This is a genomic window from Komagataeibacter oboediens (assembly GCF_003207815.1).
In the GTDB taxonomy this organism is placed as follows: Bacteria; Pseudomonadota; Alphaproteobacteria; order Acetobacterales; family Acetobacteraceae; genus Komagataeibacter; species Komagataeibacter oboediens.
In genome coordinates this window covers 121,841-145,886 of the sequence record NZ_NKTX01000004.1, presented here as the reverse complement: position 1 = coordinate 145,886, position 24,046 = coordinate 121,841, and the positions used below count along the sequence as shown (strand labels likewise).

Below are 24,046 nucleotides of genomic sequence, written 5' to 3'. Positions count from 1 at the left end.
CCATGATGGGGATTTTCGTAAACCTGTTAAACCCTATGGTGGGCGCACAAGGGCTCGAACCTTGGACCCGCTGATTAAGAGTCAGCTGCTCTACCAACTGAGCTATGCGCCCACAGGGTTACCCGCTTGGATGAGAGGGCTTCTAGCAGTCAGCCCATTGTCTGGCAAGGGGAATTTTTTATTTTTTTGAAATTCCTACCGCTGCAGCAGCCGCAGCACGCCATCAAACTGCTCCAGCGACCGGTAATCAATGCGGATGCTGCCCCCTTTTCCGTCAAAGGATATCTGTACCTTCAGCCCCAGCCTGGCCGCAAGATCGCGTTCCAGTGCAGCGATTTCAGGATTGCGGACCGTTTTATCCGCCCTGTCGCGTGCACTCGCCGCCTTGCGCTCCTGCTGTTTGGCCAATGCTTCCGTCTGCCGGACATTAAGCCCCTGCGCCAGCACGGTTTTTAGCGCCGCAACCGGATCGGCATGTGCCAGCAGGGCGCGGGCATGCCCGGCGGACAGGCCGCGATGACGCACCGCGTCACGCACAGGCGGCGGCAGCTGCAACAGACGCACCATATTGGCGACATGTGGACGGGACTTGCCTATGGCGCTAGCCAGTTCATCCTGCGTCAGGTCATAGTCATCTAGCAGGCGCTGCAGGCCCTCGGCTTCCTCAATGGCATTAAGGTCGGCACGCTGGAGATTTTCCACCAGTGCCGCCGCCATGGCGTCCCCGTCATCAAGCGGACGGATATGGACGGGCACGTCATGCAGACCCGCGATCTGGGCCGCGCGCCAGCGGCGTTCGCCCGCAATGATCTGGTAAACCCCTTTCCGCCCCGGATGAGGACGGACAAGGATGGGTTGCAGGATTCCGCGTACGCGGATGGAACTGGCCAGTTCATCCAGCGCACCGGGCTCCATCTGCTGGCGTGGCTGGAAGGGGCTGGGCTCCATGACGTCAACCGGCAGGCTGGAAATGGCTTCCGGCGCCTTGCGGGCCTCTACCGCCGGGGCGGCGGGCAGCATGTTGACCTGCTCACCCAACAGGGCAGCCAGCCCGCGACCGAGACGGGGACGACCGGCATCCTTCTTGGTTTTCATCAGCTTGCCTTCCCTTTTCGTGCTGCGTGCAGCCCCAGACGGTCCACCACTTCGGTGGCGAGGGCCTGATAGGCCAGGCTGCCAGATGAACGGTGATCGTAATTCATCACCGGCTGCCCATGGCTCTGCGCTTCCGAAATCCGGATATTGCGGGGAATGAGGGTTTCCATCACCCGGTCACCGAAGAAGCTGCGGGCGTCATCCGCCACCAGTTCCGACAGGTTGTTCCGCCGGTCATACATGGTCAGCACAATACCATCGAGCTTCAGCGCCGGATTGAGCGACTGGCGCACACTGTTGACGGTACGGACCAGCTGGCTGATCCCTTCCAGCGCAAAGAACTCACACTGCAGCGGCACGATCACGGACTGCGCCGCCACAAGGGCATTGAGGGTCAGCAGGCCGAGGCTGGGCGGACAATCAATCAGGATGGTATCGTAATCCGCCCCGATCTGCGCCAGCGCATCATGCAGCCGGTATTCCCGCCGGTCCGCCATGACCAGTTCCAGTTCCGCGCCCGCCAGTTCCGTATCCGCCGCGATCAGCGACAGGCCAGGCACGGCGCTGGGCTGCACCACCGCGGCTGCCCGCGCGCTATCTTCCAGCATGGCGTAGGTACCGCTGCGCCGGGCATCATACCCCACGCCCAGACCGGTCGAAGCATTGCCCTGCGGGTCCATATCGACAAGCAGGACCTTCAGCCCCGATGTCGCCAGAGCCGCCGCCAGATTGATGGCCGTGGTTGTCTTGCCCACACCGCCCTTCTGGTTGGCCAGCGCAATAATGCGGGGGAAAGCGGCAGAGCCGTTTTCCGTATCATTCATTGTTGTGGTCTGTGACACGCCTGATATCGCTCAATTTTAGAATCACACCATCCGTATTTGTACGGCTTGGAATCCGGGTTGTCGCCATGTGCCAGTCGGTGCTGGCCGTCATCAATTCTTCTTCCGCATTCCGTCCTTTCAGAAACAGGCAGAAGCCATCTGGGCGCAGAAAACGCGTTCCCCATTCCAGCAGGCGCGGCAGGGGAGCCAGCGCGCGGGCCGTCACCACCTGTGCTGGCGGAACATCCGCTGTCTCCAGCCGCTGCGCGCACACGCACACCTGCACGCCTGCGGTCCGTGCAGCTTCGCGCAAGAAAGCGGCCTTGCGCTGATCCGATTCAATCAGCGTGACCCGCGCATCCGTGGCGCAGGCGATCACCAGACCGGGGAACCCGCCACCAGACCCCATATCCACCAGATCAATGGGACCAGACGGAATCATCTGCGCCAGTTGCAGACTATCAGCAATATGGCGCGACCATAAATGCGGCAGGTCATGCGGGGATACAAGATTGATCCGCTGGTTCCAGCGCAGCAGGATATCGGCATAGCGGTCCAGCCTGTCGCGTGTTTCACGTGAAACATCGGGCATGACGGGCCTCATACCGCAACCTGCCTTTGCCGCACATGCGCCAGCAGGGCAACCAGGGCCGATGGCGTAATACCCGGGATACGCTGTGCCGCGGCAAATGTCATGGGGCGAACCCGTGCCAGACGCTCCTGCATTTCCGTGCTCAGCCCACCCACCAGCGCATAGTCCAGGTCTGGTGGCAGCGCCATGCGCCCTTCCGTGGCAAGCTGCCGGATTTCACGGTCCTGTCGGGAAATATAGCCGCTGTACCGGGCTTCGGTCGCCAGGTGCTGGGCTATGCGGGGTGGCAGGTCGGCAAACCATGGCGCCACCCGGGCAACCGTTTCAGGAGATGCGTCCGTAGCCAGCACATCCAGCAGGGAGCGCGCGCGCCCGTCAGCCGAGACATTCACCCCTGCCCTGCGCAGGATATCGGGCGTATAGGTTTCATTGCGCGCGCGAGCGGTCGCGGCCTCAATCGCGGCACAGTCCCCACGGTAGCGCTGCGCACGCGCAGCCCCGACACACCCCCATTCCAGACCACGCGGCGTCAGCCGCAGGTCGGCATTATCCGCCCGCAGGGTCAGGCGATATTCAGCGCGGGACGTAAACATGCGATAGGGTTCGGACACGCCCTGCGTGGTCAGGTCATCGATCATGACGCCGATATAGGCATCCCCGCGATCAAGGGTGACACCGGGTTGCCCTACCGCATGCCGGGCGGCATTGACGCCTGCGACCAACCCCTGCGCGCCCGCTTCCTCATACCCGGTCGTGCCATTGATCTGGCCGGCCAGGAACAGGCCTGGCATGTTTTTCAGTTCCAGCGTGGGTGCCAGTTCGCGCGGGTCCACGTAATCATATTCCACTGCATAGCCCGGCCTGACAACCCGGCAGTTTTCCAATCCAGGTATGCTGCGCAGCATCTCTACCTGCACATGTTCAGGCAGGCTGGTGGAGATACCATTGGGATACACCAGCTCTCCATCCGTGCTGCCGGGCAGACCTTCGGGTTCAAGGAAGATCTGATGGGACTCCCGCTGTGCGAACCGCACGACCTTGTCTTCGATCGAAGGACAGTACCGCGGTCCCCGCCCTGATATTGCCCCGCCATACAGGGCAGAAAGCTGCAGGTTCTCGCGTATGATATCATGCGTGCGTGGCGTGGTGGCTGTAATGCGGCACGACACCATGGGGTTCGTGATGGCGTCCGTCATGCGGCTGAACGGCTCGGGCACGGCATCGCCCCTGTCTTCCGCCAGGGTGTCCCAGTCGATGCTGTCCCGTGCAATACGGGCCGGTGTCCCGGTCTTGAGACGTCCCATGCGCAACCCCAGTGCGGCCAGACGTTCACCCAGCGCATTTGCGGGCTGGTCCCCTACCCGCCCGGCAGGCTCGCTGTCATGTCCAACATGGATCGTCCCGCGCAGGAATGTACCAGTGGCCAGCACCACAGCCCCGCAGGCGAAGGTACGACCGTCCTCACAGATCACGCCATCAATCCGCCCCTGCCCATCAAGCTGCAGGTCACCGGCCGCTCCTTCGACAATATCCAGCCCTTCGGTCTGCGCCAGCAGGTCCTGAATCGCCTGACGATAGAGCGAACGGTCAGCCTGCGCCCGCGGTCCATGCACCGCAGGCCCCTTGGAGCGGTTCAGCAGTTTGAAATGGATCCCGGCCCGATCCGCCGCGCGCGCCATCAACCCATCCAGCGCATCGATTTCACGCACAAGGTGTCCCTTGCCAATCCCGCCAATGGCCGGGTTGCAGGACATGATGCCAATCGTCTCGCGACGGTGTGTCAGCAGCATCGTCCGCGCGCCCATACGCGCAGCGGCTGCAGCGGCTTCGCATCCCGCATGGCCGCCGCCCACGACAATCACATCATATTCGCGATTCATCCCGGCGTCTCTCCTACTTGCCAATGCAGAACTGGCCAAACACGGTATCCAGCAGGGCCTCGACATCCACGGCCCCTGTCAGGCGCCCGAGCGCGCGCATTGCCAGCCGCATCTCTTCCCCCCGCATTTCCGGCCATGCCATCATCCGTGCCCGACCGAGGTGATGGACCGTCTCCTCTATCGCGGCGCGATGGCGTGCCCGGGTGAAGGGCGCGCTGGCCCGACCGGCCGTCAGGGCACGTGCCCGGTCAGCCAGAACGCTCCTTAGCACATCCATGCCCGCACCGGTGAGAACACTGATCCCTATTACGCCATCCGGTGCGGGAGACAGGTCCGTCTTGTTGCATACCAGCACCCCGTCCCCATCCAGCCGCTCTGCTGGCGGACCATCTGTAAACACATGCACCACGCAATCCGCCTGTTTCACGTGAAACAGTGACCGCCGCACGCCTTCGGCTTCAATCTCATCATCGGTTTCACGCAGGCCCGCCGTATCGACCAGCGTAACCGGCACGTCCCCCATGACGACACGGATTTCAATCGCATCGCGCGTCGTACCAGCCCGTGTGGACACAATGGCGGCATCCCGCCCCGCCAGGGCATTCAGCAGGCTGGACTTGCCAACATTTGGTTCCCCCACAATGGCGAAGACCAATCCACGCCGCAGGCGCGCGGCACCCTCGCCCGTAGCCAGGTAATCCTGCATGGTCGCGTGCAGCGCCTGCAGGCCATTCACCAGTTCCTGCTCGACTTCAGGCGGCAGTTCTTCATCAGGGAAGTCGATCAGGGCCTCCTGATGCGCCAGCAGCACGCGCAGCCTGTCGGCCCATTCCTGGTACAGTCGGCTCTGCGCCCCATCGACCTGCGCCAGTGCCTGTCGCCGCTGGGCTTCGGTTTCCGCATCGATCAGGTCGGCAATGCCTTCCGCCTGCATGAGGTCAAGTCGGCCGTGGGTAAAAGCACGACGGCTGAACTCTCCCGGCTCCGCCGGGCGCGCGCCCATCGCCACCAGCGTGTCGGCCACGGCACTGATAACCGCCGGTCCCGCATGCAGGTGCAGTTCCGCGCTGTCTTCCCCCGTATAGCTGTCTGGCCCCGGAAACCACAGCACCAGCGCGCGGTCCAGCAGGACGGGCGCGTCCCCATCCCGCCGCCATAGCCCCCGCAGGGACGCACGACGCGGCGCAGGCAGGCGTCCGCACAGGGATTCCACAATCCTGCCCGTCCCCGGACCACTCAGCCGCATGACGGCTATGGCCGCACGGGACAGGCCACTGGCCAGCGCGAAAATGACGGGGGGATGACGATCACTTTCCTGCACAAACATCTCCATGGTGGCCATCATCATTTTGTCAGTTCCGGGAACGGCGTTATCGTTCACCTCTTTGTCCTGATCAAGGTGACTCATGCCACAACTTTCAATGCATTCGCCACTCGCGCCCCTGACCATCTCTGTCGAGGATGGAAAAATCGTGGCGCTTGACTGGGGCTGGGGTCGGGATCAGGAAGAAACACCCCTGCTGCTGGAAGCGCGTGCCTGGCTGGATGCGTATTTTGACGGTGACGCCACGCTGTGCACCCTGCCGCTGGACCCATATGGCACACCCGAACAGATCGCTGCATGGCGTTTCATGCAGACCATTCCCGTGGGCCAGCAGGTCTGCTGGACGGATGCGGCGCGTCTGGCCGGTGTCTCCAACGATGCCATCATCAGTGCATGCATGGAAAATCCCATTCCCATCCTGATCCCCTGCCACCGCATCAATTTTGATGACTGTGCGCAGTATGATCCCGAAACCTATCCCGGTGATGAAGGTGCGCGGGACCGGCAGTTCCTGCATGATCTGGAAACCCTTTCCGCGAGCCCCCTGGCCTAATTTCCCCTGCACCAGCTACAGGACGTTCAGGACATGAATACCGTCATCCGCATTCATGAATATGGGGGGCCTGATGTCCTCCGCACCGAAACGCTACCCGTTCCCACCCCGGCAGCAGGCGAAGTCGTGCTGCGGCAGGAGGCGATCGGGGTCAACTTCATCGATACCTATTTCCGCACCGGCCTGTACAAATTCCCGGCCCTCCCCGCCGTACCCGGCATGGAGGGCGCCGGAACCGTCACCGCCATCGGCCCCGGCGTGGAGGACATCCGTCCCGGCATGCGCGTGGCCTATGTCACGACCCCAGGCGGCTATGCCACGTTCCGTACCATTGCGGCTGACAGGCTCGTGGTCCTGCCCGATGACATCCCGTCCCAGACTGCCGCCGCCATCATGCTGCGCGGACTGAGCGCGCATATGCTGCTGCGCGAGGTCCATCGCGTCCAGCCCGGAGAGAACATTCTGGTCTATGCCGCAGCCGGTGGCGTGGGGCTGCTTATGTGCCAGTGGGCACGCCATCTGGGCGCACGCGTCATTGGCGTCGTCTCAACGGTTGAAAAAGCAGAACTGGCCCGGGCCAACGGGGCAGCGGATGTCATCATTGGCATGGACCGGATACGGGAACAGGTCAGCGACCTGACAAATGGGCGCATGCTGCCGGTCGTGTATGACAGCATTGGCCGCGACACCTTTGAAACCAGCCTGTCCTGCCTGATGCCACGCGGTCTTATGGTCAGCTATGGCAATGCATCGGGGGCGGTGACGGGCGTTGATGTCGGCACGCTGGCTTCCCATGGCAGCCTGTACCTGACGCGCCCGGCCCTTACGACCTACATTGCCAAACGGCCCGCGCTGCTGCATGCCGCCAGTGAACTGTTCAAACTGGTGCGGCAGGGCATCATCAAACCATGTATCGGCCAGTCCTTTCCCCTGACCGAAGCGGCAGAGGCCCAGATCGCCCTTGAATCACGCAAGACCACGGGCAGCACGATCCTGATTCCCTGAATTACAGCCGGAATAACAGAAGTTTCCGGGTACCGTCTTTTTTCAAGAAAGCAGCGCCTTCTGAAGCATTTTGAAAAAGCTTCACCAAAAACTTTTGCCCTTCAAAACAAAAAACCCCGGCCTTACAGCCGGGGTTTTTTCAATCCGTCACGAAGCAACCCGATCAGGTATTCATCGCATCGAAGAAATCGTGGTTGGTCTTGCTGTATTTCAGCTTGTCCAGCAGGAAGTCCATCGCATCCATGGTCCCCATCGGGGCAAGGATACGGCGCAGGACCCACATCTTGGCCAGATCGGCCCGATCAACCAGCAGCTCTTCCTTACGGGTGCCACTCTTGGTGATGTCGATGGCAGGGAACGTACGCTTGTCAGCCAGCTTGCGGTCAAGGATCAGTTCGGAGTTACCGGTGCCCTTGAACTCTTCAAAGATGACTTCATCCATACGGCTGCCGGTATCGATCAGCGCGGTCGCGATAATGGTCAGCGAACCGCCTTCCTCGATATTACGGGCCGCACCGAAGAAGCGCTTGGGGCGCTGCAGTGCGTTTGCATCCACACCACCGGTCAGCACCTTGCCCGATGACGGCACGACGGTGTTGTAGGCACGGGCCAGACGTGTGATCGAATCCAGCAGGATCACGACATCACGCTTGTGCTCGACCAGGCGCTTGGCCTTTTCCAGCACCATTTCCGTAACCTGGACATGACGTGTAGCAGGTTCGTCAAAGGTGGAGGACACCACCTCCCCCCGCACCGAACGCGCCATGTCCGTCACTTCTTCCGGCCGCTCGTCAATCAGCAGCACGATCAGGAACACTTCGGGATGGTTCGCGGAAATGGAGGAGGCGATGCTCTGCAGCATCACGGTCTTGCCGGTGCGCGGCGGGGCCACGATCAGCGCGCGCTGGCCCATGCCGATGGGCGAGACAAGGTCGATCACGCGCGATGTGAAATCGCGGTTCGGAGTCTTGCCCTTCCCCTTGCCATTGGCTGGCGGTTCCGTAGCGCCCCCCACAGCCGAGTTCTCGACTTCCATCTTCAGGCGGCGTTCGGGGTAAAGCGGCGTCAGGTTATCGAAATTGATCCGCTGGCGCACGGCCTCGGGCGGTTCAAAATTGATCGCGTTGACCTTCAGCAGGGCAAAATACCGTTCCCCATCACGGGGCGCGCGGATCTGGCCCTCAACCGTGTCACCGGTGCGCAGGCCGAAGCGGCGGACCTGGCTGGGGGAAATGTAGATATCATCAGGTCCGGGCAGGTAATTGGCTTCCGGTGAGCGGAGGAAGCCAAAGCCATCAGACAGGATTTCAAGCGTGCCGTCCCCATAGATGGCCTGATCATTGTCGGCCAGTGTCTTGAGGATCGTGAACATCAACTCCTGCTTGCGAAGAGAAGATGCGTTTTCAATGTTCAGACTTTCAGCATATGCCAGAAGGTCTGCTGGGGATTTGGCCTTGAGTTCGGCGAGTTGCATGCAGGATATGCCTATAAGTGGGCAGTTCACGAAAGGAAAGGAAAAGCCGGCAATCAGTTTGAGAAGGCGCGTCGATGACGGACCCTGACCATATTCGGACGAAACGGTTTGATGCAGCTTAACGGATAGGTGGGAATCCCGAGCACGCCATGAAATGGCACCCTTCGGGACAGCGAAACCATATGCCTTTAATCATGCGCCGTCAAGCATCCGCACCTGTCCATGCCATGGAACCCTGCAGGCATGGGGGCGATTATACTGTCTTCATGGCTGTAACGCCACGGCGCGGCACAATATTCACCTGGCCATTGCGGCGTTTCGATCCGGTTCCACTGCGAATTTCCAGCCTTTACCCATCGGGCACCGGACAAGGTTCCTGACGGCTTCATGATAAAGCGTTGATAAAAAATCAGCAGAGGCACCCTGCGGTTGCGTTTCTGAAAAAAGCCCTGCCCGCAACGCCCTTATGATCCGCACGATGGTTCATATACCCGGCGTGTGACAACCGCACGCTCAGAACCCGATGACGGCATCCCCGCCAAAGGTGAACATGCCATTGTTCCGCCCACCATTGAATGGCATGGTCCCGTTCAGTGCACGGTCAAAGCGGATTTCGGGGCGCAGCATGAACACCCCGATATGGTGGCCAAGTTGCGGGCGATAGCTGACACCCAGCGTCATTTCGCCATACGTCGTGCCATGGCTGGAGGCCGATGGCCCCGGCACGACCGTCCCCCCTGTGCCAGCCAGTGCTTCCATGTAGGAAGTGTTCCCCTGGAAGGTCGCAACCATGGCGTTGTTATTGTCGCGGTATATTTCCCCACGGTAATTGAAGGTCAGGTCACGGTTGATACGGTAGCTGAGGAAACTGACGAAGCTTTCCGCATCCACGCCGGCAAACTGCCCCCGCGCGCCAATGCCGCGCGTGCCCTCGTCATGCAGGTAATTGAATTCCGCCGTCAGGTTCAGCCGGTCATTCACCTGATAATAGGCACTGATATCGTTCCAGAACCGCTGGGAATGATCGGCTTCATAATGGCCGATGGCGCGCCATGAATTTTCCGGCCCGACGCGGCTCAGTTCCACGATACGCAGCCTGCCGTGGGCCAGTCTGTTCAGGTTGAACCCGAAATACCCGGCTGGCGCACTGTTGTTGTCCGCATGCCCGAATGATGTCTGGTTCCCGGTATCAATGCCGAATGTCACATCCACCATGGGCGTGACATGCCAGTTGAACATGGCGCCCACATGCTGGAACGGCACGGAATATTCAGATGTATAGGCCAGCGTGTAGAAAGGCCGGGAGGTCGGATCAAGCCCTTCCACCCCCATCGGGGCCTGCAGGATGCCCGCCTGCATGTCCAGCCCGCCACGTGTCAGCCATGGCAGGTGAACATCCATGTGCGCCTGCGCGGGGATCAGCTGGTACCGGGCATTCCATTCCCGGTCACTGATGCCCAGCACCTGATAGTACCGCGCATCCGATCCGTACATGCCCTCCAGCGTAAAGCCGACCTGATATCTGTTTACGGTGGGATCGATTGCCTTGTTCAGGGTGAATTCAGCCTGGTTCAGCTGGACCTGATTGGCATGGTCGGCAAGGAAGTCACCATAGTTGTAACCGGGCTGTGGACGGGCGGGATTGGCCATGATCCCCCCTTCGATCTGCGCGCTCAGGGTAATGTCACCCAGCCACCGGGCAAGGCCCGTGCTGCTGTCATGCCGTAGGCCGGAAAAGACATGAACCTGCGCGCGTGCAATGGCAGGCAGACCGCACAGCATGCTGGTGATGACCAGAAAACACCCCAGTTTACGGTTTGATTTCATGGTGGCCTTCCCCCTCTCCCGGTCTACCCGGGCAGGCACGGACAGTCTGCGCGCGCTCCGGCGTTCATGAATTTTCTTTTATTTCGTTTCCCTCGCCAATGGAACATAAATCATTGAAATGATTCGATATTATAATAATTATGATGCCGATATGTCAGGCAGGACCGCCTATTTTCCCAGCCATCCACGCCGCCAGAACCAGATCAGCGGCAGCACCACCGTCGCCGCCATAAGGGCAAGGGAATACCAGTACCCATATTTCCAGTTCAGTTCCGGTATATCATGGAAGTTCATGCCGTAGATGCCCGCTACCAGCGTGGGAGCCACGCCAATAAAGCTGACCACGGTCAGGATCTTCATGCCATTATTCTGTTCGATGCTGATGAAGCCCAGCGTCGCATCCAGCAGGAACTGCACCTTGTTGGCGGTCTGGGATACGAAATCGTTCAGCGAGCGGATATCACGCCCCACCGTCGCCAGCCGCGCCTGCAGGTGTTCAGACAGGTCATGGCGCTTGTTTTCGCCCAGGAAAATGGAAATCCGTTCCAGTCCCAGCAGGCTGTCGCGCACGGATGAACTGAGATCGCCCGACCGGCCCACCCGGCGCAGCATGTTGCGCAGCAGGGCACCCGCCTGCGCCTGGCTTGGCTCCTCGGACTGGAACACATCCTTCGACATGCCATCCAGCGCCTGCCCCAGATGTTCCAGAATATCGGCCAGCCGGTCCACGATGGCTTCCAGCAGCATGATCCCCGCCTCATTGGAAACCAGGGGCGTCGCCTCGCCCGCCACCGCGCGCGCCACCACATCAAACGCGCTGAACCCGGTATAGCGAATGGTCAGCAGCCTGCCGGGCATGAGCACGAACCCCACGGGGGATACGAAAAAATCATCCGGCGTCTTACGCACCAGCGGCGTGGACAGATAGACGCCATTGCCTTCGGTAAAGAGCCGTGACGAACTTTCAATCTCATCCAGCTGGGCACGGGTGGGAACACGCAGGCCCGTCACCTCGGCGGCCAGGGCTTCCTCCTCCTCGGTGGGATTGAGCAGGTCCAGCCACGCCGCACCGGCCGCATCCTCCGCAGTCGTAACGGTCCGGGCCGGGGCGCCGGGACGATGGGCGAGAAACATGGGCAGTCTTTCTTTGGTTCGGGTCGTTGTTCATCCATCATGTGACGGCAAACATGTCAAATCATGACATGCCCCACGATACGGCAGGGGCTGGTATTTTGCCGCCATCCGGTCCAGAACCGGCTGACAAGCGGCCAGGGACGGCTGCATGACGATACCATTGAGCCACGCACCTATTCTTGTGGAGTAGCGAAGTTGAGCGCAACAGACACACAGGCAGGCGCCAACAGCCTGCGCAGCGGGCCGGACGGTCGCGGCCGTTTCGGCATTTTCGGCGGCCGTTTTGTCGCTGAAACCCTGATGCCGCTCCTGCTGGAGCTGGATGGCGCCTACAGGGCCGCACAGGCGGACCCCGAATTCCGGCGTGAACTGGATTATTACCTCAAGGATTATGTCGGCCGTCCCAGCCCGCTGTGGTTCGCGCGCCGCATGACCAGGGAGCTGGGCGGCGCCAAAATCTACATGAAGCGCGAGGAACTGAACCACACCGGTTCCCACAAGCTCAACAACGTTATGGGGCAGATCCTGCTGGCCCGCCGCATGGGCCGTACCCGCATCGTGGCTGAAACGGGCGCGGGCCAGCACGGTGTCGCCACCGCGACCGTGTGCGCGCTGTTTGGCATGAAATGCGCGATCTACATGGGCGCCACCGATGTCGAGCGCCAAAAGCCCAACGTGTTCCGCATGCGGCTGCTGGGTGCCGAGGTCGTGCCCGTCACCGCAGGCGCGGGCACGCTGAAGGACGCCATGAACGAAGCCATGCGCGACTGGGTGACCAACGTACACGACACCTACTTCCTTGTTGGCACGGTGGCGGGGCCGCATCCCTATCCGCAGATGGTACGTGATTTCCAGTCCGTCATCGGCGTGGAGACAAAGGAACAGATCATGGCCGCCGAAGGCCGTCTGCCCGATACGATCGTGGCAGCGATCGGTGGTGGGTCGAACGCCATGGGCATCTTCCATCCCTTCCTTGATGATCCCGAAGTCAGGCTGATCGGTGTCGAGGCCGCAGGCTGCGGTCTGGACAGCGGACGCACCGCCGCCTCCATCGAACGCGGCAGGCCCGGCGTGCTGCACGGCAACCGTACCTACCTGCTGCAGGACGCGGACGGGCAGATCACCGAAGCCCATTCCATTAGCGCGGGCCTCGACTACCCCGGTGTCGGCCCCGAACATTCATGGCTCAGTGACATCGGGCGCGCCGAATATGTGGGCGCGACCGACCAGGAGGCACTGGACGCCTTCCAGCTGTGCACCCGCACGGAAGGCATCATCCCCGCGCTGGAAAGCGCCCATGCCATTGCCTACGCCGCAAAGATCGCGCCCGATATGGCAGAGGACAGGATCATCGTGGTCAATATTTCAGGCCGGGGGGACAAGGACATCTTCACCGTCGCCGAACACCTGGGAGTGAAACTGTGAGCCGCATCGCCCGCCGCTTCGCCACCCTGCGCCAGCAGGGACGTGGCGCCCTGATCCCCTATGTCGAAGCCTGCGACCCCGATTTTGATACGTCGCTTGCCATCCTGCGCGGCATGCCTGCCGCCGGTGCAGACCTGATCGAGGTTGGCGTCCCCTTCTCCGACCCGTCAGCCGATGGCCCGACCATCCAGAAGGCGGCCCTGCGCGGGCTGAAGGGCGGTTCGACCATGAAGCGCGTGCTGGAAATGGTCGCGGCCTTCCGCGAAGGCGATGACGAAACCCCGATCATCCTGATGGGCTACACCAACCCCATCGAAGCCTATGGTCCCGAACGCTTCTGCGCGGATGCGCGCAAGGCGGGCGTGGACGGGCTGATCGTGGTCGACATGCCGCCAGAAGAAGCCGACCTGCTGGCAGGTCCCGCCGCTGCCGCCGGGCTGGACATCATCCGCCTTGTCGCTCCCACCACGCCCGATGACCGCCTGCCGGTCGTCTTCAGTGGCGCATCGGGTTTTGTCTATTATGTCAGCATCACCGGGGTGACGGGCACGCGCACCGCCAGCACCGATGAACTGGCCCACGCCCTGCCGCGCCTGCGCCGGGCTACCGACCTGCCCATCGCCATCGGCTTTGGCATCCGCACGCCCGAACTGGCGGCGAACGCCGTAAGCGTTGCCGATGCCGCGGTCGTGGCCTCCGCCCTGCTCAACACGCTTGAGGCCACGCTCGATGCCAATGGCCAGGCCACGGCCCGGACCGTGCCCGCCGTGCTGGAACAGCTGCGCGCACTGGCCGATGCCGTGCATGCCGTGCGGAAATAAAAGACAATCTGGCCCAATCGTTCATCTGCCTGTATGGAACAGGCCCCATAAAGCTTAAGGGAGAGGCAATATGAGCTGGCTGACCGAATATGTCCGTCCCAAGATCCGCGGCCTGCTCAAGCGGGAAGTGCCGGACAACCTGTGGACCAACTGCGAATCGTGCGAGCAGATGATCCTGACCAAGGACCTGCGCAAGGCGATGAACGTGTGCCCGCATTGCGGCCACCACATGCGTGCAACCGTGCCCGAACGGCTGGAATGGACGTTTGATAACGGGGAATACACCCGCATCGAACTGCCCAAGGTGCCGGTTGACCCCCTCTCCTTCCGTGACCGCAAGCGCTATACGGACCGGCTGAAGGACGAACGCGCCAAATCCCAGCTTGATGAATCCATGGCCGTAGCGCATGGGCAGATCGGCGGGCATAACGCGGTTGTCGCCGTCATGGCGTTCGAATTCATCGCGGGCACGATGGGTGCGGGATTGGGCGAGGCCTTTCTGGCCGCAGCCCGCCTTGCCATCCTGCAGCAGTCCCCGCTGATCGTCTTTACCGCGTCCGGCGGCGCACGCATGCAGGAAGGCATGATCAGCCTCATGCAGATGCCGCGCACCACGGTGGCGGTCCAGATGCTGCGGGAAGCGGGGCTGCCCTATTTCGTCGTACTGACCAACCCGACCACGGGCGGCGTGTCCGCATCCTTCGCCATGCTGGGGGATGTGCAGATTGCCGAACCCAATGCCCTGATCGGCTTTGCCGGACAGCGCGTGATCGAGGATACCGTGCGCGAAAAGCTGCCCGAGGGCTTCCAGCGCGCAGAATACCTGCTGGAACACGGCATGCTGGATATGGTGGTCAAGCGCGGCGACCTGCCCGGCATGCTTGGTCGGCTGATCGGCCAGCTCAATTACCGCCACATTGCGCCGCGGCCTGCGGCCTGATTTCCGGAAAAGAACGCCACGCATGAATGCCCCCACGCTTGGGCCGGAATTCGTTGGCCGGACAGGGCAGATACTCGAACGGCTGAACCGGCTGTATCCGACCCTGATCGACCTGTCACTGACCCGGCTGGAGACCCTGCTGGCACGCCTTGGCCACCCGGAACGCCACCTGCCGCCCGTCGTGCATGTCGCGGGCACCAATGGCAAGGGCAGCACATGCGCGTTCATGCGCGCCGTGGCCGAAGCTGGCGGATGGCGGGTGCATGTCCTGACATCGCCGCATCTGGTGCATGTGACGGAACGATTCCGCATTGCGGGCCAGATCGTGACGGAAAGCGAACTGGCTGGCGTTCTGGAAGAAATCGAGCAGGTCAATGCCGGCGCACCCATTACGGTGTTCGAGGTACTGACGGCTGCGGGTTTCATGCTGTTTTCACGCCATCCCGCCGACCTTGCGATTGTCGAGGTCGGGCTGGGCGGGCGGTGTGACGCCACCAATGTGCTGCGCCATCCGGTCGCCTGCGCGATCACGGCCATTTCCATGGATCACGAGGCGTTCCTTGGCAACACGCTGGGCGCGATCGCGGGCGAGAAGGCCGGCATCATCAAACCCGGCGTTCCCGTCACCACAGGCCGCCAGCCTGCGGAAGTCATGGCCCCACTGACCCGCACGACGCATGATCTGGGCAGCCCGCTGTGGCGGCGCGATCATGAATGGTCCATCACACCCGCCCCGGACGGCGCCAGCCTGCGGTATCATGACCGTCATGGCACGCTGGACCTGCCGCTGCCGGGCCTGCGTGGGGCGCACCAGATCGACAATGCGGGACTTGCCATCGCCACGCTGCGGGCCAGTGGGCTGCCCCTGCCGCCGCAGGCATGGGCGGGTATCGCCCACGCCCGCTGGCCCGCGCGGATGCAGCGCCTGTCCGGCCATCTGGCGGCACTGCTGCCGCCGGGTTGGGAGCTATGGCTGGATGGTGGCCACAACCCCGGCGCGGGCGAAGTGCTGGCGCAGGTCATGGATGAATGGACGGACCGTCCCACCCATCTGGTCATCGGCATGAAGCAGACGAAAGACGCCACCGGCTTCCTGGCGCCACTGCTATCCCGCGCCGCCTCCATTCAGGCCGTGGCGGAGAAGAACCAGCATCTGGCCCAGCCGGTAGCCGACATTATCGCCGCCGCCGGTGGCCGGGCAACGGCAGGCCCCACCCTGCATGATGCGCTGACGCACCTGACGGCAGCGGCAGGGCCGGATGCCGCCCCTGCCCGCGTCATCATATGCGGAAGCCTGTATCTGGCAGGTGTCGCCCTGCAGCTTGATGGCTGGCAGTCCGACTGACAGGTAAGATCCCAATCGTTTCCCGGTGCCGCCTTTTTTCAGCAAAGGCGGCGTTCCCTGAAGCCTTTTGAAAAAGCTTCACCAGAACCTGTTACACCCGCCCCCTTGACCACAGGGCGGGTGCACGGTGACCTTGCCCTATCTGCCACCAGGCAGCGGTTCGCCCTGCCCGATCTCACGCAGGGGCAGGCCGGCCATGAGCCTCTGCTCGATCTTTTCCAGCGACATGTCGCGCGTCTCCGGAATGAATCGCCAAGTCACCACCACGAAAATCAGGTTGAACCCGGCAAACAGCCAGAAGGTCGGCCCGTTGCCCATCCATTGCAGCAGTGACAGGAAGCTTGCCCCCACGATCATGTTGGCGATCCAGTTGGTCAGCGTGGAAATGGAAATGCCAAGGTCACGCCCCTGCAGCGGCTGCACCTCCGAACACAGGACCCAGATCAGGGGGCCGGCGGACATGGCAAAGCCGGAAATATAGATCAGCAGCATGAAGACCGAGATGATCTGTTCCGTCTGCCCCAGGTTGGGCCGGTTCAGCATGAAACCAAGGCAGCCCATGCCCACGGCCATGATGATGAAGCCGGTATACAGGATGGGCTTGCGCCCCCACCGGTCCACCAGACCAATGGCGATAAAGGTGGCCAGCATGTTCACCAGCCCCACCATGGCGGTGCACCACAGCTGCGCCGGGCCGATATAACCGGCCAGCGCGAAGATCTTGGGCGCGTAGTACATCACCACATTCACGCCAGCGAGCTGCTGCATGACCTGCAATGTCATGCCCAGAAAGATGGAGCGGCGGAAATTGCTGTTGTGGCGCAGCAGGCTCCAGCCGCGCTGCTTCTGCTGCAGCTGGCGGCTGATGTTCTGGATTTCCTGCATGGCGGCACTCCGGTCATCACGCAGGTCCACCAGTACCTCCAGCGCCTCCTTGCGCCGGCCACGCATCATGAGCCAGCGCGGGCTGTAGGGCAGGAACAGCACCCCGATCAGGAACAGCACCCCCGGCACGGCGGCGATGGCGAACATGCCGCGCCAGTTACCGGAATAGCTGAACATCGTATTGCTGAGGAACGCAATGAAAATCCCGGCCGTAATCATGAGCTGATAGGTCGAGATCATGGCGCCACGCGCCTGTTCGCTGGCGATTTCGGACAGGTACAGGGGCGCGGTGAATGCCGCCACCCCGATCGCCAGCCCCATGATCAGCCGCCCCACGATCATGGACGGGATCGACCATGCCAGCGCACAGGCCAGCGACCCCGCCACGAACACCGCCGCCCCCACCAGCAGCGCATGCTTGCGCCCGATCTGGTGCGACATCCAGCCACCACACAGGGATCCCACGGCGGCCCCCCCCATCATGGCGCTGACAATCCATTCCTGCTGCACGATGGAGGCATGGAACGTCTGGGCCAGCAGGTCCAGCGCACCGGATATGACCCCGATATCCAGCCCGGCCATAAGGCCGGCAAGTGCGGCAAGACAGCCAATGACGAGAGTACGCAGCCGTGCCGTATCGAATCCGTTAGCTGCGGGCTGATTTTCCATGAAAGCCGGTCCTTTGATCTTTTTCTTGTTGCCGGTGATCAGATTATTCCGACCGGGCAATCCCGGTCAGCAGAAAGAACGATACACCATATCTTCGCGTCCGGTCAGGATCATGTTCCAGCAGCTCATCGATTACAAATCGTTTTACCCTGAGAACGACCGGCATATCCGCTGTATGCCCTGCCGGATCGTCCGATTCCATGATTTCCATCATATTTGCAAGCCATGGCGGCACGCCCGGGCGCTCCGTCAGCACCAGTGGCGCGCGGGGGGAAAACACGATGGTGCCACGCACCTGTATCGTTTCCAGGTCCGCCTGCGTGGTCACATGGTACAGGTAGGCATCAGTTCCCTCGCCCGCCCGCAGGTGACGCACGTCCACCCGCGTCAGACCGATCGCCACGATATCAAGATAGGTCAGGGCATGCGCGATACCTTGCAGGGGTGCGGCAAACAGGTCCGGCTGCCCGGCTGCGGGCGCGGCAGGTGGCGCGTCCCCGCGCTGCCGCGCCTTCGCAGGCTTCCTGCTGCGCATGAGGGACGCAAAGGGCAGTTCCGCCATCCGGCCTTTTCGGCGTTGCGCCATGTCCGTGCCCCATCAATGACCGACAGATGCCGTTATCGCCCGTTGTGGTAAATGCAGGCCGTCAGGCGCATGCGGCGCACACGCCCTCCGCCTCTATGGTGGTCTGGCGGACGGAAAACCCGCGGGCACGCGTCACATCCAGCAGCGCCTGAAGGATAGGGGGATCATCCAGTTCCGTCACGCGCCCGCATTTGCTGCAGATCAGGAACTGCGCCGCATGGACATGGCCATGGCTACGGCAGTCATGGCCGGATTCCAGCATGTGCCGGCACCCGACAAAGGCGGACAGGCGTTCGATCTTGTGGATCAGCCCCTGTTCCATAAGGAAGTCCAGTGCCCGGTAGACCGTGGGCGGCGCCACCGGCTTGCCACGGCTTGCGCGGATCTGTTCCAGCAGGTCATAAGCCCCCAGCGGGCGGTCCGACGCCAGCACCAGCCCCAGTACCAGCCGGCGGATATCCGTCAGCCTGACAGCACGTGCCACACACACGGCCGCCGCCTGGTCAAGCAGGTTTTCCACCCCGTCGGGCAAACCGGTTCCGGCCGTCTGTCTCGTGCGGGCCACTGCTGGTGCTCCTGTATCCGGTTACCGGCATGGCCCCGGTGCGCCCGCATGCCTCCGGGCCGGGTCAGTCCGGCAGGTGATCCGCCCACATGGCCATAAACGCCATGAAAAGGGCAAGGCCAGCATGTATCCAGATCAGTCCGCGCAGCGTCAAGACAGGAACCCTGTCCCGCATGCCTGCCCTGTCGGGCGTGTTCCCCACCATGCCGCCATCCCCCTGCCTGTCGGTCCATCCGGCCCGTCATGCCGCAAAAGGCTGGATTTTTCCTTAACCCTGCGCAGGCGGTCTATTCACCATCCTCATGGGGCAGCATATGGTAGGTGCGGTTGAAATAGACCAGCCCACCGCGCGGGCTGCTGTTGCGCAGGCTCTCCACCGCGCCGAACATGACACTGTGGGTACCCACTTCCACGATCCGCTCGATCCGGCAGTCCAGCGACAGCACCGCTTCAGCCAGCACCGGCGCGCCGGTGGTCAGGGTGTCCCAGTGCCCGCTGCGGAAGCGTTCGGCCTGTTCCAACGGACTGGCGAACACACCCGATATGTCCTGCTGGTCGGCGGCAAGGACGTTGATGCACATGGCGGCGTCCACACGGAACCGGTCGCGCACCCGTGAATTGCGGTTCAAACACACCAGAACGGTTGGCGGCGTATCGGTGACCGAACACACGGCGGATGCCGTAAAACCCGCCGGGTCATCAAGTGTTCCGGTCGTAACCACATTTACCGCCGCGCCAAGTCGCGCCATGGCGTTGCGAAAGGTGAGGGCGTCAATCCCCATGGTGCTCCTGCCTTGGTAGCTGTTGCATGCCTGTGGTCCGCACGCAGCCGTGACGCCGGACGATAGCGGGGGTAGCGCATTCTGTAGCGGTTGAACACAGCAAACAGCACCAGGGAAACACCATGGACAACGGATTGATCGATATACGCCATACCGGCCGGCTGGGCCGCATTACGCTCAACAGGCCTGCGGCACTCAACGCCCTGAACATGGACATGCTGGACCGCATTGACGCCTGCCTGCGCGCGTGGCGTGACGATGGGGCGGTCGAAACCGTGCTGATCGACAGCGCCAGCCCGCGCGCCTTCTGCGCGGGGGGCGATATCCGCGCCATACGCGACCGGCTGGCAACACATGGTCTTGAGGCCGGGGCCATGCCCTTCCGGCGCAGCTACCGCCTTGCCGCCACGCTTGCCGGGTATCCAAAGCCGGTCGTGTCCTTCATGGATGGCATCGCCATGGGTGGCGGGATCGGGCTGGGTGGCCATGTCCGGTACCGGATCGTGACCGAACGCGCCGTCCTCGCCATGCCGGAAACCGCCATTGCGCTTACGCCGGACGCGGGCGGGTCCTACCTGCTGTCCCGCGCGCCCGGCATGAGCGGACTGCGCCTTGCGCTGACGGGCGGACGAATGAACGCGACAATGGCGCTGGATGCGGGATTTGCCGACCGGATGGCCCATTCCACCACGCTGGACGCCATAAGGCAGGCGCTGACCCACACACCTGCGGGCCGGGTCATGGACAGCCTCCCGCCATGTCCCCCGATGCCAGGGGGACCGGACACGGCAGCCATCGCGACCGTCTATGATGCGCCCGACCTGCCCGACCTGCTACGCAGGCTGCAGGCGCATAAGGCCGACTGGGCGCGTGACGACCTGGCGGCAATGACGCGTGCCTGCCCGTTTTCGCTGTGCCTGACACTGGCGGCCTACCATGCCGCCCGCACCCTGCCGGATCTGGACCATGTGCTGGAACAGGAATTCCAGCTGGTCTGCCACCTGCTACTGCGTCCCGACTTTGCCGAAGGCGTGCGCGCCCGCCTGATTGACAAGGATAATGCCCCAAACTGGAGACCCGAATGCGTTAATGCCGTTTCCCCGCATGAAATTGCAGCCTGTCTGCATGACCATGCCTGTTCACCCCTGGGCCTGGGCACCGCCGGTCCGGACAGACGATAATTTATTATCACACATAAAGTATATGAAAATGCCATTTTCTGACCATTACATTCCCCTGACCCATCACAGCAGGCTGGGGGATGAATTCTATGACGTGGTGCAGGCCGCCGCCTTCCCCGCGCACATCCTGCGCTACCGGAATGATGACGTCTCACCCCGCATCGGGCTGGATACGCTCAGTGACGCAGAATGGGTGCGCCATTTCGGATATTTCGATCCCCTGCCCGGTTCGCTGCCGCAGCCACTGGCCCTGCGCTATCACGGCCATCAGTTCCGGGCGTACAACCCCGACCTGGGGGACGGGCGCGGCTTCCTGTTTGCGCAGCTGGAGGACAGCGTGGACCGGCGCGTGCTGGATATTGGCACCAAGGGCAGCGGCACCACGCCATGGTCACGTGGTGGCGATGGCCGCCTGACGCTAAAGGGGGGCGTGCGCGAAATCCTGGCCAGCGAACGGCTGGATGCCGCGGGCGTACGGACCTCGCGCACGCTGAGCGTGGTGGAAACGGGGGAAAACCTGCACCGTGGCGACGAACCGTCCCCCACGCGTTCATGCGTTCTGGCGCGGCTGAGCCATTCCCATATCCGCATCGGCACGTTCCAGCGCCTTGTCGCCCATCAGGACCGCGCCAGCCTGACCCGGCTGGTGGAATATGTGATCGAAACCTACTACCCCCACCTCGCTGGTGCTGCTGATCCTGCCGCCGCCCTGTATGACGCCGCCACGACCCGCATTGCCGAAATGACCGCGCAGTGGATGACGGCCGGCTTCGTGCACGGGGTGCTGAACACCGATAACATCAACATTACCGGCGAAAGTTTCGATTACGGGCCATGGCGGTTCGCGCCCACGTTCAACCCGACCTTCACCGCCGCCTATTTCGATCATTCCGGCCTGTATGCCTACGGCCGCCAGCCAGAGGCGATGATGTGGAATGTGGCACGGCTGGGAGAATGCCTGCTTTCCCTTTCCACGCTTGAGAACATCCAAAGTATTTTTGATGACTTCTGGGAACGATATGAACGTTTTCTTGATATTTCAGTGCTTAATCGGCTTGGGCTGAAAGATATTTCAAGAAAATCATCCACCAGTCTGCGTGAATGTCTTTTTTCTTTCATGGATGAAAGCCAGATTGGGTTTGAATTTCCATTTTTTGACTGGTATGGTGGCGAACAGAGCCAGAAACGTGCCGTAACAGGACCGCGTGGAGACTTTTATGCGCAGGACAGTTTCCGATCCCTGCACGACCGGATCATGCGCCATGAACCGGTGCCGGGCGTCGATCTGTCACAGCCATATTTCCACAATGGGATCGCGTGCGTGATGTCTGTCGAAACGGTGGAAGCCATCTGGCAGCCCATCGCGACGGCCGATGACTGGTCCCGCCTGCGTGACGCACTGCGTCAGGTCGCCAGCATGAAAGCCGCCGTGCAGACCCATGCCCTCCGGGACGGTTGACCCCGCCCCGGGAACCCGGCCGTTACGGATGAATTATAAGAAGAAGGAAGGAAAAGGCACCCGCATGAATAACCAGACCCCACCAGCACACCCCACGCCAGAGGCAACGGAACCGTTGCCCGACATGTCCCAGATCGAGATTTCCCCCAACGCACGCAAGACCTTATGGCTCGCAGCCATCGTGGCCGCAATCTGTGGCGGCCTCTATGGTTACGATACCGGGATCGTCTCGGGGGCGCTGCTGCTGATCACGCATGATTTCCACCTCAGCAGCTTCTATCAGGAGATGGTAGCCTCCGCCATTCTGGCTGGCGCCGTGATGGGATCGCTGCTGACCGGGTGGATGTCCGAACATTACGGGCGCCGCAAGTCCATCATGATCGTGACGGCCATTTTCGTGCTGGGCGCGCTGGCCTGCGCCTTCTCGCCCGATGTCTACACGCTGATCATTTCACGTGTGTTCCTCGGGCTGGCGGTTGGCGGATCCACGCAGGTGGTACCCATGTACATCTCGGAACTGGCGCCAGCGCACAAGCGCGGGCACATGGTCACGATGTTCAACATCGCCATTGGCATCGGCATCTTCGCCGCCAACATCATCGGCTTTGCCGCACGTGATGCATGGGGCTGGCGGCCGATGGTGGCGATCGCCGCCATTCCTGCTGCCATCGTGTTCATTTCCATGTTCTTCCTGCCCAAAAGCCCGCGCTGGGCGGCAGAACATGAAAGCCTTGATTCCGCGCTGGAGCAGCTGCAGCGCATCCGTACCTCCGAACGTGACATCCGCCGCGAAATGCGCCGCATCCACGCCAATGCGAACGAGGAAACCGACCCGCGCGACATCGGCTGGCGTGGCCTGCGCCAGCCATGGGTGCGCCCGGCCCTTGTGGCCGCACTTGGCGTCGCCTTCTTCACGCAGGCAGGCGGCCTGGAAATGATGATCTACTACGCGCCGACCTTCCTGTCGGATGCGGGGTTTGGCAGCTCATCCGCGCTTATGGCCAGCATCGGCATCTCGATCATCTATCTGGTCATGACCGTGCTGGGGTCGAACATTGTCGACCGCATCGGTCGCCGCAGGCTTGTGCTGGTCATGGGACCGGGCAGCGTGCTCAGCCTGATCGGCCTTGGCATCATGTTCCTGCTGCACCCGCAGCCGGGCAGCATGGGCAGCTGGCTGATCATTGCCTTCATGCTGCTGTTCATGGTGTTCAATGCCGGTGGCATCCAGGTCGTGGGCTGGCTGCTGGGGGCGGAAATGTTCCCGCTGTCCATGCGTGGCAACGCCACCAGCCTGCATTCGGCCATGCTGTGGGGCAGTGACCTGCTGGTGACCAGTACGGCGCTGACGCTGGTCACCAAGATCACGCTGGGCGGCACGATGTGGTTCTACGCCGGGGTGAACCTGCTGTCGGTCCTGTTCGTGTATTTCATGGTGCCTGAAACGCGCGGCGCCTCGCTGGAAGACATCGAGGAAGCACTGCGCGAGGGTCGCTTCCGTCCGACACGCGGCAACACCGCCATTGTCGAGGAAGAAGAATAATACTCCACACCGCCGGGTTCGGTCGGTAGCATTAAAAAACGGGCGTCCCGGTCAGGGGCGCCCGTTTTGCGTCAGGTGAAGTCATGAAAGTTTCCGGGTGCCGCCTTTTTCCATAAAGGCGGCGTTATCTGAATCTT

The 24,046-nt window shown here is 62.1% G+C and carries 21 protein-coding genes and 1 tRNA gene; 9 read left to right on the top strand and 13 right to left on the bottom strand.

The window, feature by feature from the left end:
- Positions 1-36 precede the first annotated feature (36 nt).
- The 6 genes from CFR80_RS04410 to mnmE form a co-directional block, all read right to left on the bottom strand.
- Positions 37-112, bottom strand: a tRNA-Lys gene (locus tag CFR80_RS04410).
- Between the two features lie 83 nt (positions 113-195).
- Entirely contained in the window at positions 196-1,095 is a 900-nt protein-coding gene (locus CFR80_RS04405) for a ParB/RepB/Spo0J family partition protein (protein ID WP_010513602.1), read from the bottom strand.
- Positions 1,095-1,919 carry a ParA family protein gene (locus CFR80_RS04400; protein WP_010513603.1) on the bottom strand — a complete coding sequence of 275 codons (825 nt, stop codon included), beginning with the start codon at positions 1,917-1,919 and terminating at the stop codon, positions 1,095-1,097. The genes CFR80_RS04405 and CFR80_RS04400 overlap by 1 nt, the downstream gene beginning before the upstream one ends.
- Complete coding sequence (gene rsmG / locus CFR80_RS04395; protein WP_029329330.1) at positions 1,912-2,511, bottom strand: 16S rRNA (guanine(527)-N(7))-methyltransferase RsmG; 600 nt, start codon at positions 2,509-2,511, stop codon at positions 1,912-1,914. Before rsmG ends, CFR80_RS04400 begins: the two co-directional genes overlap by 8 nt.
- Positions 2,512-2,519: 8 nt before the next feature.
- Positions 2,520-4,391 (bottom strand): tRNA uridine-5-carboxymethylaminomethyl(34) synthesis enzyme MnmG, encoded by a 1,872-nt coding sequence (gene mnmG / locus CFR80_RS04390; RefSeq protein WP_010513605.1) that lies wholly within the window; start codon positions 4,389-4,391, stop codon positions 2,520-2,522.
- Between the two features lie 13 nt (positions 4,392-4,404).
- Positions 4,405-5,739, bottom strand: coding sequence for a tRNA uridine-5-carboxymethylaminomethyl(34) synthesis GTPase MnmE (mnmE, locus tag CFR80_RS04385; RefSeq protein ID WP_042658795.1), 1,335 nt, complete (start codon positions 5,737-5,739; stop codon positions 4,405-4,407).
- Positions 5,740-5,812: 73 nt separating this feature from the next.
- Here mnmE and CFR80_RS04380 point away from each other — a divergent pair, with 73 nt between their 5' ends.
- Both CFR80_RS04380 and CFR80_RS04375 read left to right on the top strand, forming a co-directional pair.
- A complete protein-coding gene (locus tag CFR80_RS04380; RefSeq protein WP_010513608.1) occupies positions 5,813-6,268 on the top strand; it encodes a methylated-DNA--[protein]-cysteine S-methyltransferase in 456 nt (151 codons plus the stop codon).
- Between the two features lie 33 nt (positions 6,269-6,301).
- On the top strand, positions 6,302-7,273 hold the full coding sequence (locus CFR80_RS04375) for a quinone oxidoreductase family protein (RefSeq protein ID WP_010513609.1): 972 nt from the start codon (positions 6,302-6,304) through the stop codon (positions 7,271-7,273).
- Positions 7,274-7,436: 163 nt separating this feature from the next.
- On the opposite strand, the gene rho is transcribed toward CFR80_RS04375, so the two are convergent.
- The 3 genes from rho to CFR80_RS04360 all read right to left on the bottom strand — a co-directional run bounded on the left by rho (position 7,437) and on the right by CFR80_RS04360 (position 11,708).
- The gene (rho, locus tag CFR80_RS04370; RefSeq protein WP_010513610.1) at positions 7,437-8,747 is read right to left on the bottom strand and encodes a transcription termination factor Rho; all 1,311 of its coding nucleotides are present in this window, start codon (positions 8,745-8,747) and stop codon (positions 7,437-7,439) included.
- 513 nt (positions 8,748-9,260) lie between these two features.
- Positions 9,261-10,574 (bottom strand): outer membrane beta-barrel protein, encoded by a 1,314-nt coding sequence (locus tag CFR80_RS04365; RefSeq protein ID WP_010513611.1) that lies wholly within the window; start codon positions 10,572-10,574, stop codon positions 9,261-9,263.
- Positions 10,575-10,742: 168 nt separating this feature from the next.
- Complete coding sequence (locus CFR80_RS04360; protein ID WP_010513612.1) at positions 10,743-11,708, bottom strand: magnesium transporter CorA family protein; 966 nt, start codon at positions 11,706-11,708, stop codon at positions 10,743-10,745.
- Positions 11,709-11,903: 195 nt separating this feature from the next.
- Here CFR80_RS04360 and trpB point away from each other — a divergent pair, with 195 nt between their 5' ends.
- The 4 genes from trpB (at position 11,904) to CFR80_RS04340 (ending at position 16,239) form a co-directional block, all read left to right on the top strand.
- The gene (gene trpB, locus CFR80_RS04355; RefSeq protein ID WP_010513613.1) at positions 11,904-13,133 is read left to right on the top strand and encodes a tryptophan synthase subunit beta; all 1,230 of its coding nucleotides are present in this window, start codon (positions 11,904-11,906) and stop codon (positions 13,131-13,133) included.
- Positions 13,130-13,954 (top strand): tryptophan synthase subunit alpha, encoded by an 825-nt coding sequence (trpA, locus tag CFR80_RS04350; RefSeq protein WP_010513614.1) that lies wholly within the window; start codon positions 13,130-13,132, stop codon positions 13,952-13,954. The genes trpB and trpA overlap by 4 nt, the downstream gene beginning before the upstream one ends.
- 70 nt (positions 13,955-14,024) lie before the next feature.
- A complete protein-coding gene (gene accD / locus CFR80_RS04345; protein WP_010513615.1) occupies positions 14,025-14,894 on the top strand; it encodes an acetyl-CoA carboxylase, carboxyltransferase subunit beta in 870 nt (289 codons plus the stop codon).
- Positions 14,895-14,916: 22 nt separating this feature from the next.
- A complete protein-coding gene (locus CFR80_RS04340) occupies positions 14,917-16,239 on the top strand; it encodes a bifunctional folylpolyglutamate synthase/dihydrofolate synthase (protein WP_010513616.1) in 1,323 nt (440 codons plus the stop codon).
- Positions 16,240-16,377: 138 nt separating this feature from the next.
- On the opposite strand, the gene CFR80_RS04335 is transcribed toward CFR80_RS04340, so the two are convergent.
- The 4 genes from CFR80_RS04335 to CFR80_RS04315 all read right to left on the bottom strand — a co-directional run bounded on the left by CFR80_RS04335 (position 16,378) and on the right by CFR80_RS04315 (position 19,726).
- The gene (locus tag CFR80_RS04335; RefSeq protein ID WP_110507117.1) at positions 16,378-17,793 is read right to left on the bottom strand and encodes a sugar porter family MFS transporter; all 1,416 of its coding nucleotides are present in this window, start codon (positions 17,791-17,793) and stop codon (positions 16,378-16,380) included.
- A 43-nt stretch (positions 17,794-17,836) separates the two neighbouring features.
- Positions 17,837-18,379 carry a hypothetical protein gene (locus CFR80_RS04330; protein ID WP_232275604.1) on the bottom strand — a complete coding sequence of 181 codons (543 nt, stop codon included), beginning with the start codon at positions 18,377-18,379 and terminating at the stop codon, positions 17,837-17,839.
- A 61-nt stretch (positions 18,380-18,440) separates the two neighbouring features.
- On the bottom strand, positions 18,441-18,944 hold the full coding sequence (locus CFR80_RS04325; RefSeq protein WP_029329333.1) for a Fur family transcriptional regulator: 504 nt from the start codon (positions 18,942-18,944) through the stop codon (positions 18,441-18,443).
- 287 nt (positions 18,945-19,231) lie between these two features.
- Positions 19,232-19,726, bottom strand: a complete 495-nt coding sequence (locus CFR80_RS04315; protein ID WP_010513622.1) for a flavin reductase — start codon at positions 19,724-19,726, stop codon at positions 19,232-19,234.
- A 122-nt stretch (positions 19,727-19,848) separates the two neighbouring features.
- Between CFR80_RS04315 and CFR80_RS04310 the strand changes: the two genes are divergently transcribed.
- The 3 genes from CFR80_RS04310 to CFR80_RS04300 all read left to right on the top strand — a co-directional run bounded on the left by CFR80_RS04310 (position 19,849) and on the right by CFR80_RS04300 (position 23,909).
- Positions 19,849-20,907: an enoyl-CoA hydratase/isomerase family protein gene (locus CFR80_RS04310; protein ID WP_010513623.1), complete on the top strand. Its 1,059-nt coding sequence runs from the start codon at positions 19,849-19,851 to the stop codon at positions 20,905-20,907.
- Between the two features lie 28 nt (positions 20,908-20,935).
- Positions 20,936-22,366: a protein adenylyltransferase SelO family protein gene (locus CFR80_RS04305; protein WP_029329334.1), complete on the top strand. Its 1,431-nt coding sequence runs from the start codon at positions 20,936-20,938 to the stop codon at positions 22,364-22,366.
- Between the two features lie 64 nt (positions 22,367-22,430).
- Positions 22,431-23,909 carry a sugar porter family MFS transporter gene (locus CFR80_RS04300; RefSeq protein WP_042658796.1) on the top strand — a complete coding sequence of 493 codons (1,479 nt, stop codon included), beginning with the start codon at positions 22,431-22,433 and terminating at the stop codon, positions 23,907-23,909.
- Positions 23,910-24,046 lie beyond the last annotated feature (137 nt).

Coding starts and splice junctions, on each gene's coding strand:
- CFR80_RS04405 (WP_010513602.1), bottom strand. CDS start 1,095: ATGAAAACCAAGAAGGATGCCGGTCGTCCCCGTCTCGGTCGCGGGCTG.
- CFR80_RS04400 (WP_010513603.1), bottom strand. CDS start 1,919: ATGAATGATACGGAAAACGGCTCTGCCGCTTTCCCCCGCATTATTGCG.
- rsmG (WP_029329330.1), bottom strand. CDS start 2,511: ATGCCCGATGTTTCACGTGAAACACGCGACAGGCTGGACCGCTATGCC.
- mnmG (WP_010513605.1), bottom strand. CDS start 4,391: ATGAATCGCGAATATGATGTGATTGTCGTGGGCGGCGGCCATGCGGGA.
- mnmE (WP_042658795.1), bottom strand. CDS start 5,739: ATGATGATGGCCACCATGGAGATGTTTGTGCAGGAAAGTGATCGTCAT.
- CFR80_RS04380 (WP_010513608.1), top strand. CDS start 5,813: ATGCATTCGCCACTCGCGCCCCTGACCATCTCTGTCGAGGATGGAAAA.
- CFR80_RS04375 (WP_010513609.1), top strand. CDS start 6,302: ATGAATACCGTCATCCGCATTCATGAATATGGGGGGCCTGATGTCCTC.
- rho (WP_010513610.1), bottom strand. CDS start 8,747: ATGCAACTCGCCGAACTCAAGGCCAAATCCCCAGCAGACCTTCTGGCA.
- CFR80_RS04365 (WP_010513611.1), bottom strand. CDS start 10,574: ATGAAATCAAACCGTAAACTGGGGTGTTTTCTGGTCATCACCAGCATG.
- CFR80_RS04360 (WP_010513612.1), bottom strand. CDS start 11,708: ATGTTTCTCGCCCATCGTCCCGGCGCCCCGGCCCGGACCGTTACGACT.
- accD (WP_010513615.1), top strand. CDS start 14,025: ATGAGCTGGCTGACCGAATATGTCCGTCCCAAGATCCGCGGCCTGCTC.
- CFR80_RS04340 (WP_010513616.1), top strand. CDS start 14,917: ATGAATGCCCCCACGCTTGGGCCGGAATTCGTTGGCCGGACAGGGCAG.
- CFR80_RS04335 (WP_110507117.1), bottom strand. CDS start 17,793: ATGGAAAATCAGCCCGCAGCTAACGGATTCGATACGGCACGGCTGCGT.
- CFR80_RS04330 (WP_232275604.1), bottom strand. CDS start 18,379: ATGGCGCAACGCCGAAAAGGCCGGATGGCGGAACTGCCCTTTGCGTCC.
- CFR80_RS04315 (WP_010513622.1), bottom strand. CDS start 19,726: ATGGGGATTGACGCCCTCACCTTTCGCAACGCCATGGCGCGACTTGGC.
- CFR80_RS04310 (WP_010513623.1), top strand. CDS start 19,849: ATGGACAACGGATTGATCGATATACGCCATACCGGCCGGCTGGGCCGC.
- CFR80_RS04305 (WP_029329334.1), top strand. CDS start 20,936: ATGCCATTTTCTGACCATTACATTCCCCTGACCCATCACAGCAGGCTG.
- CFR80_RS04300 (WP_042658796.1), top strand. CDS start 22,431: ATGAATAACCAGACCCCACCAGCACACCCCACGCCAGAGGCAACGGAA.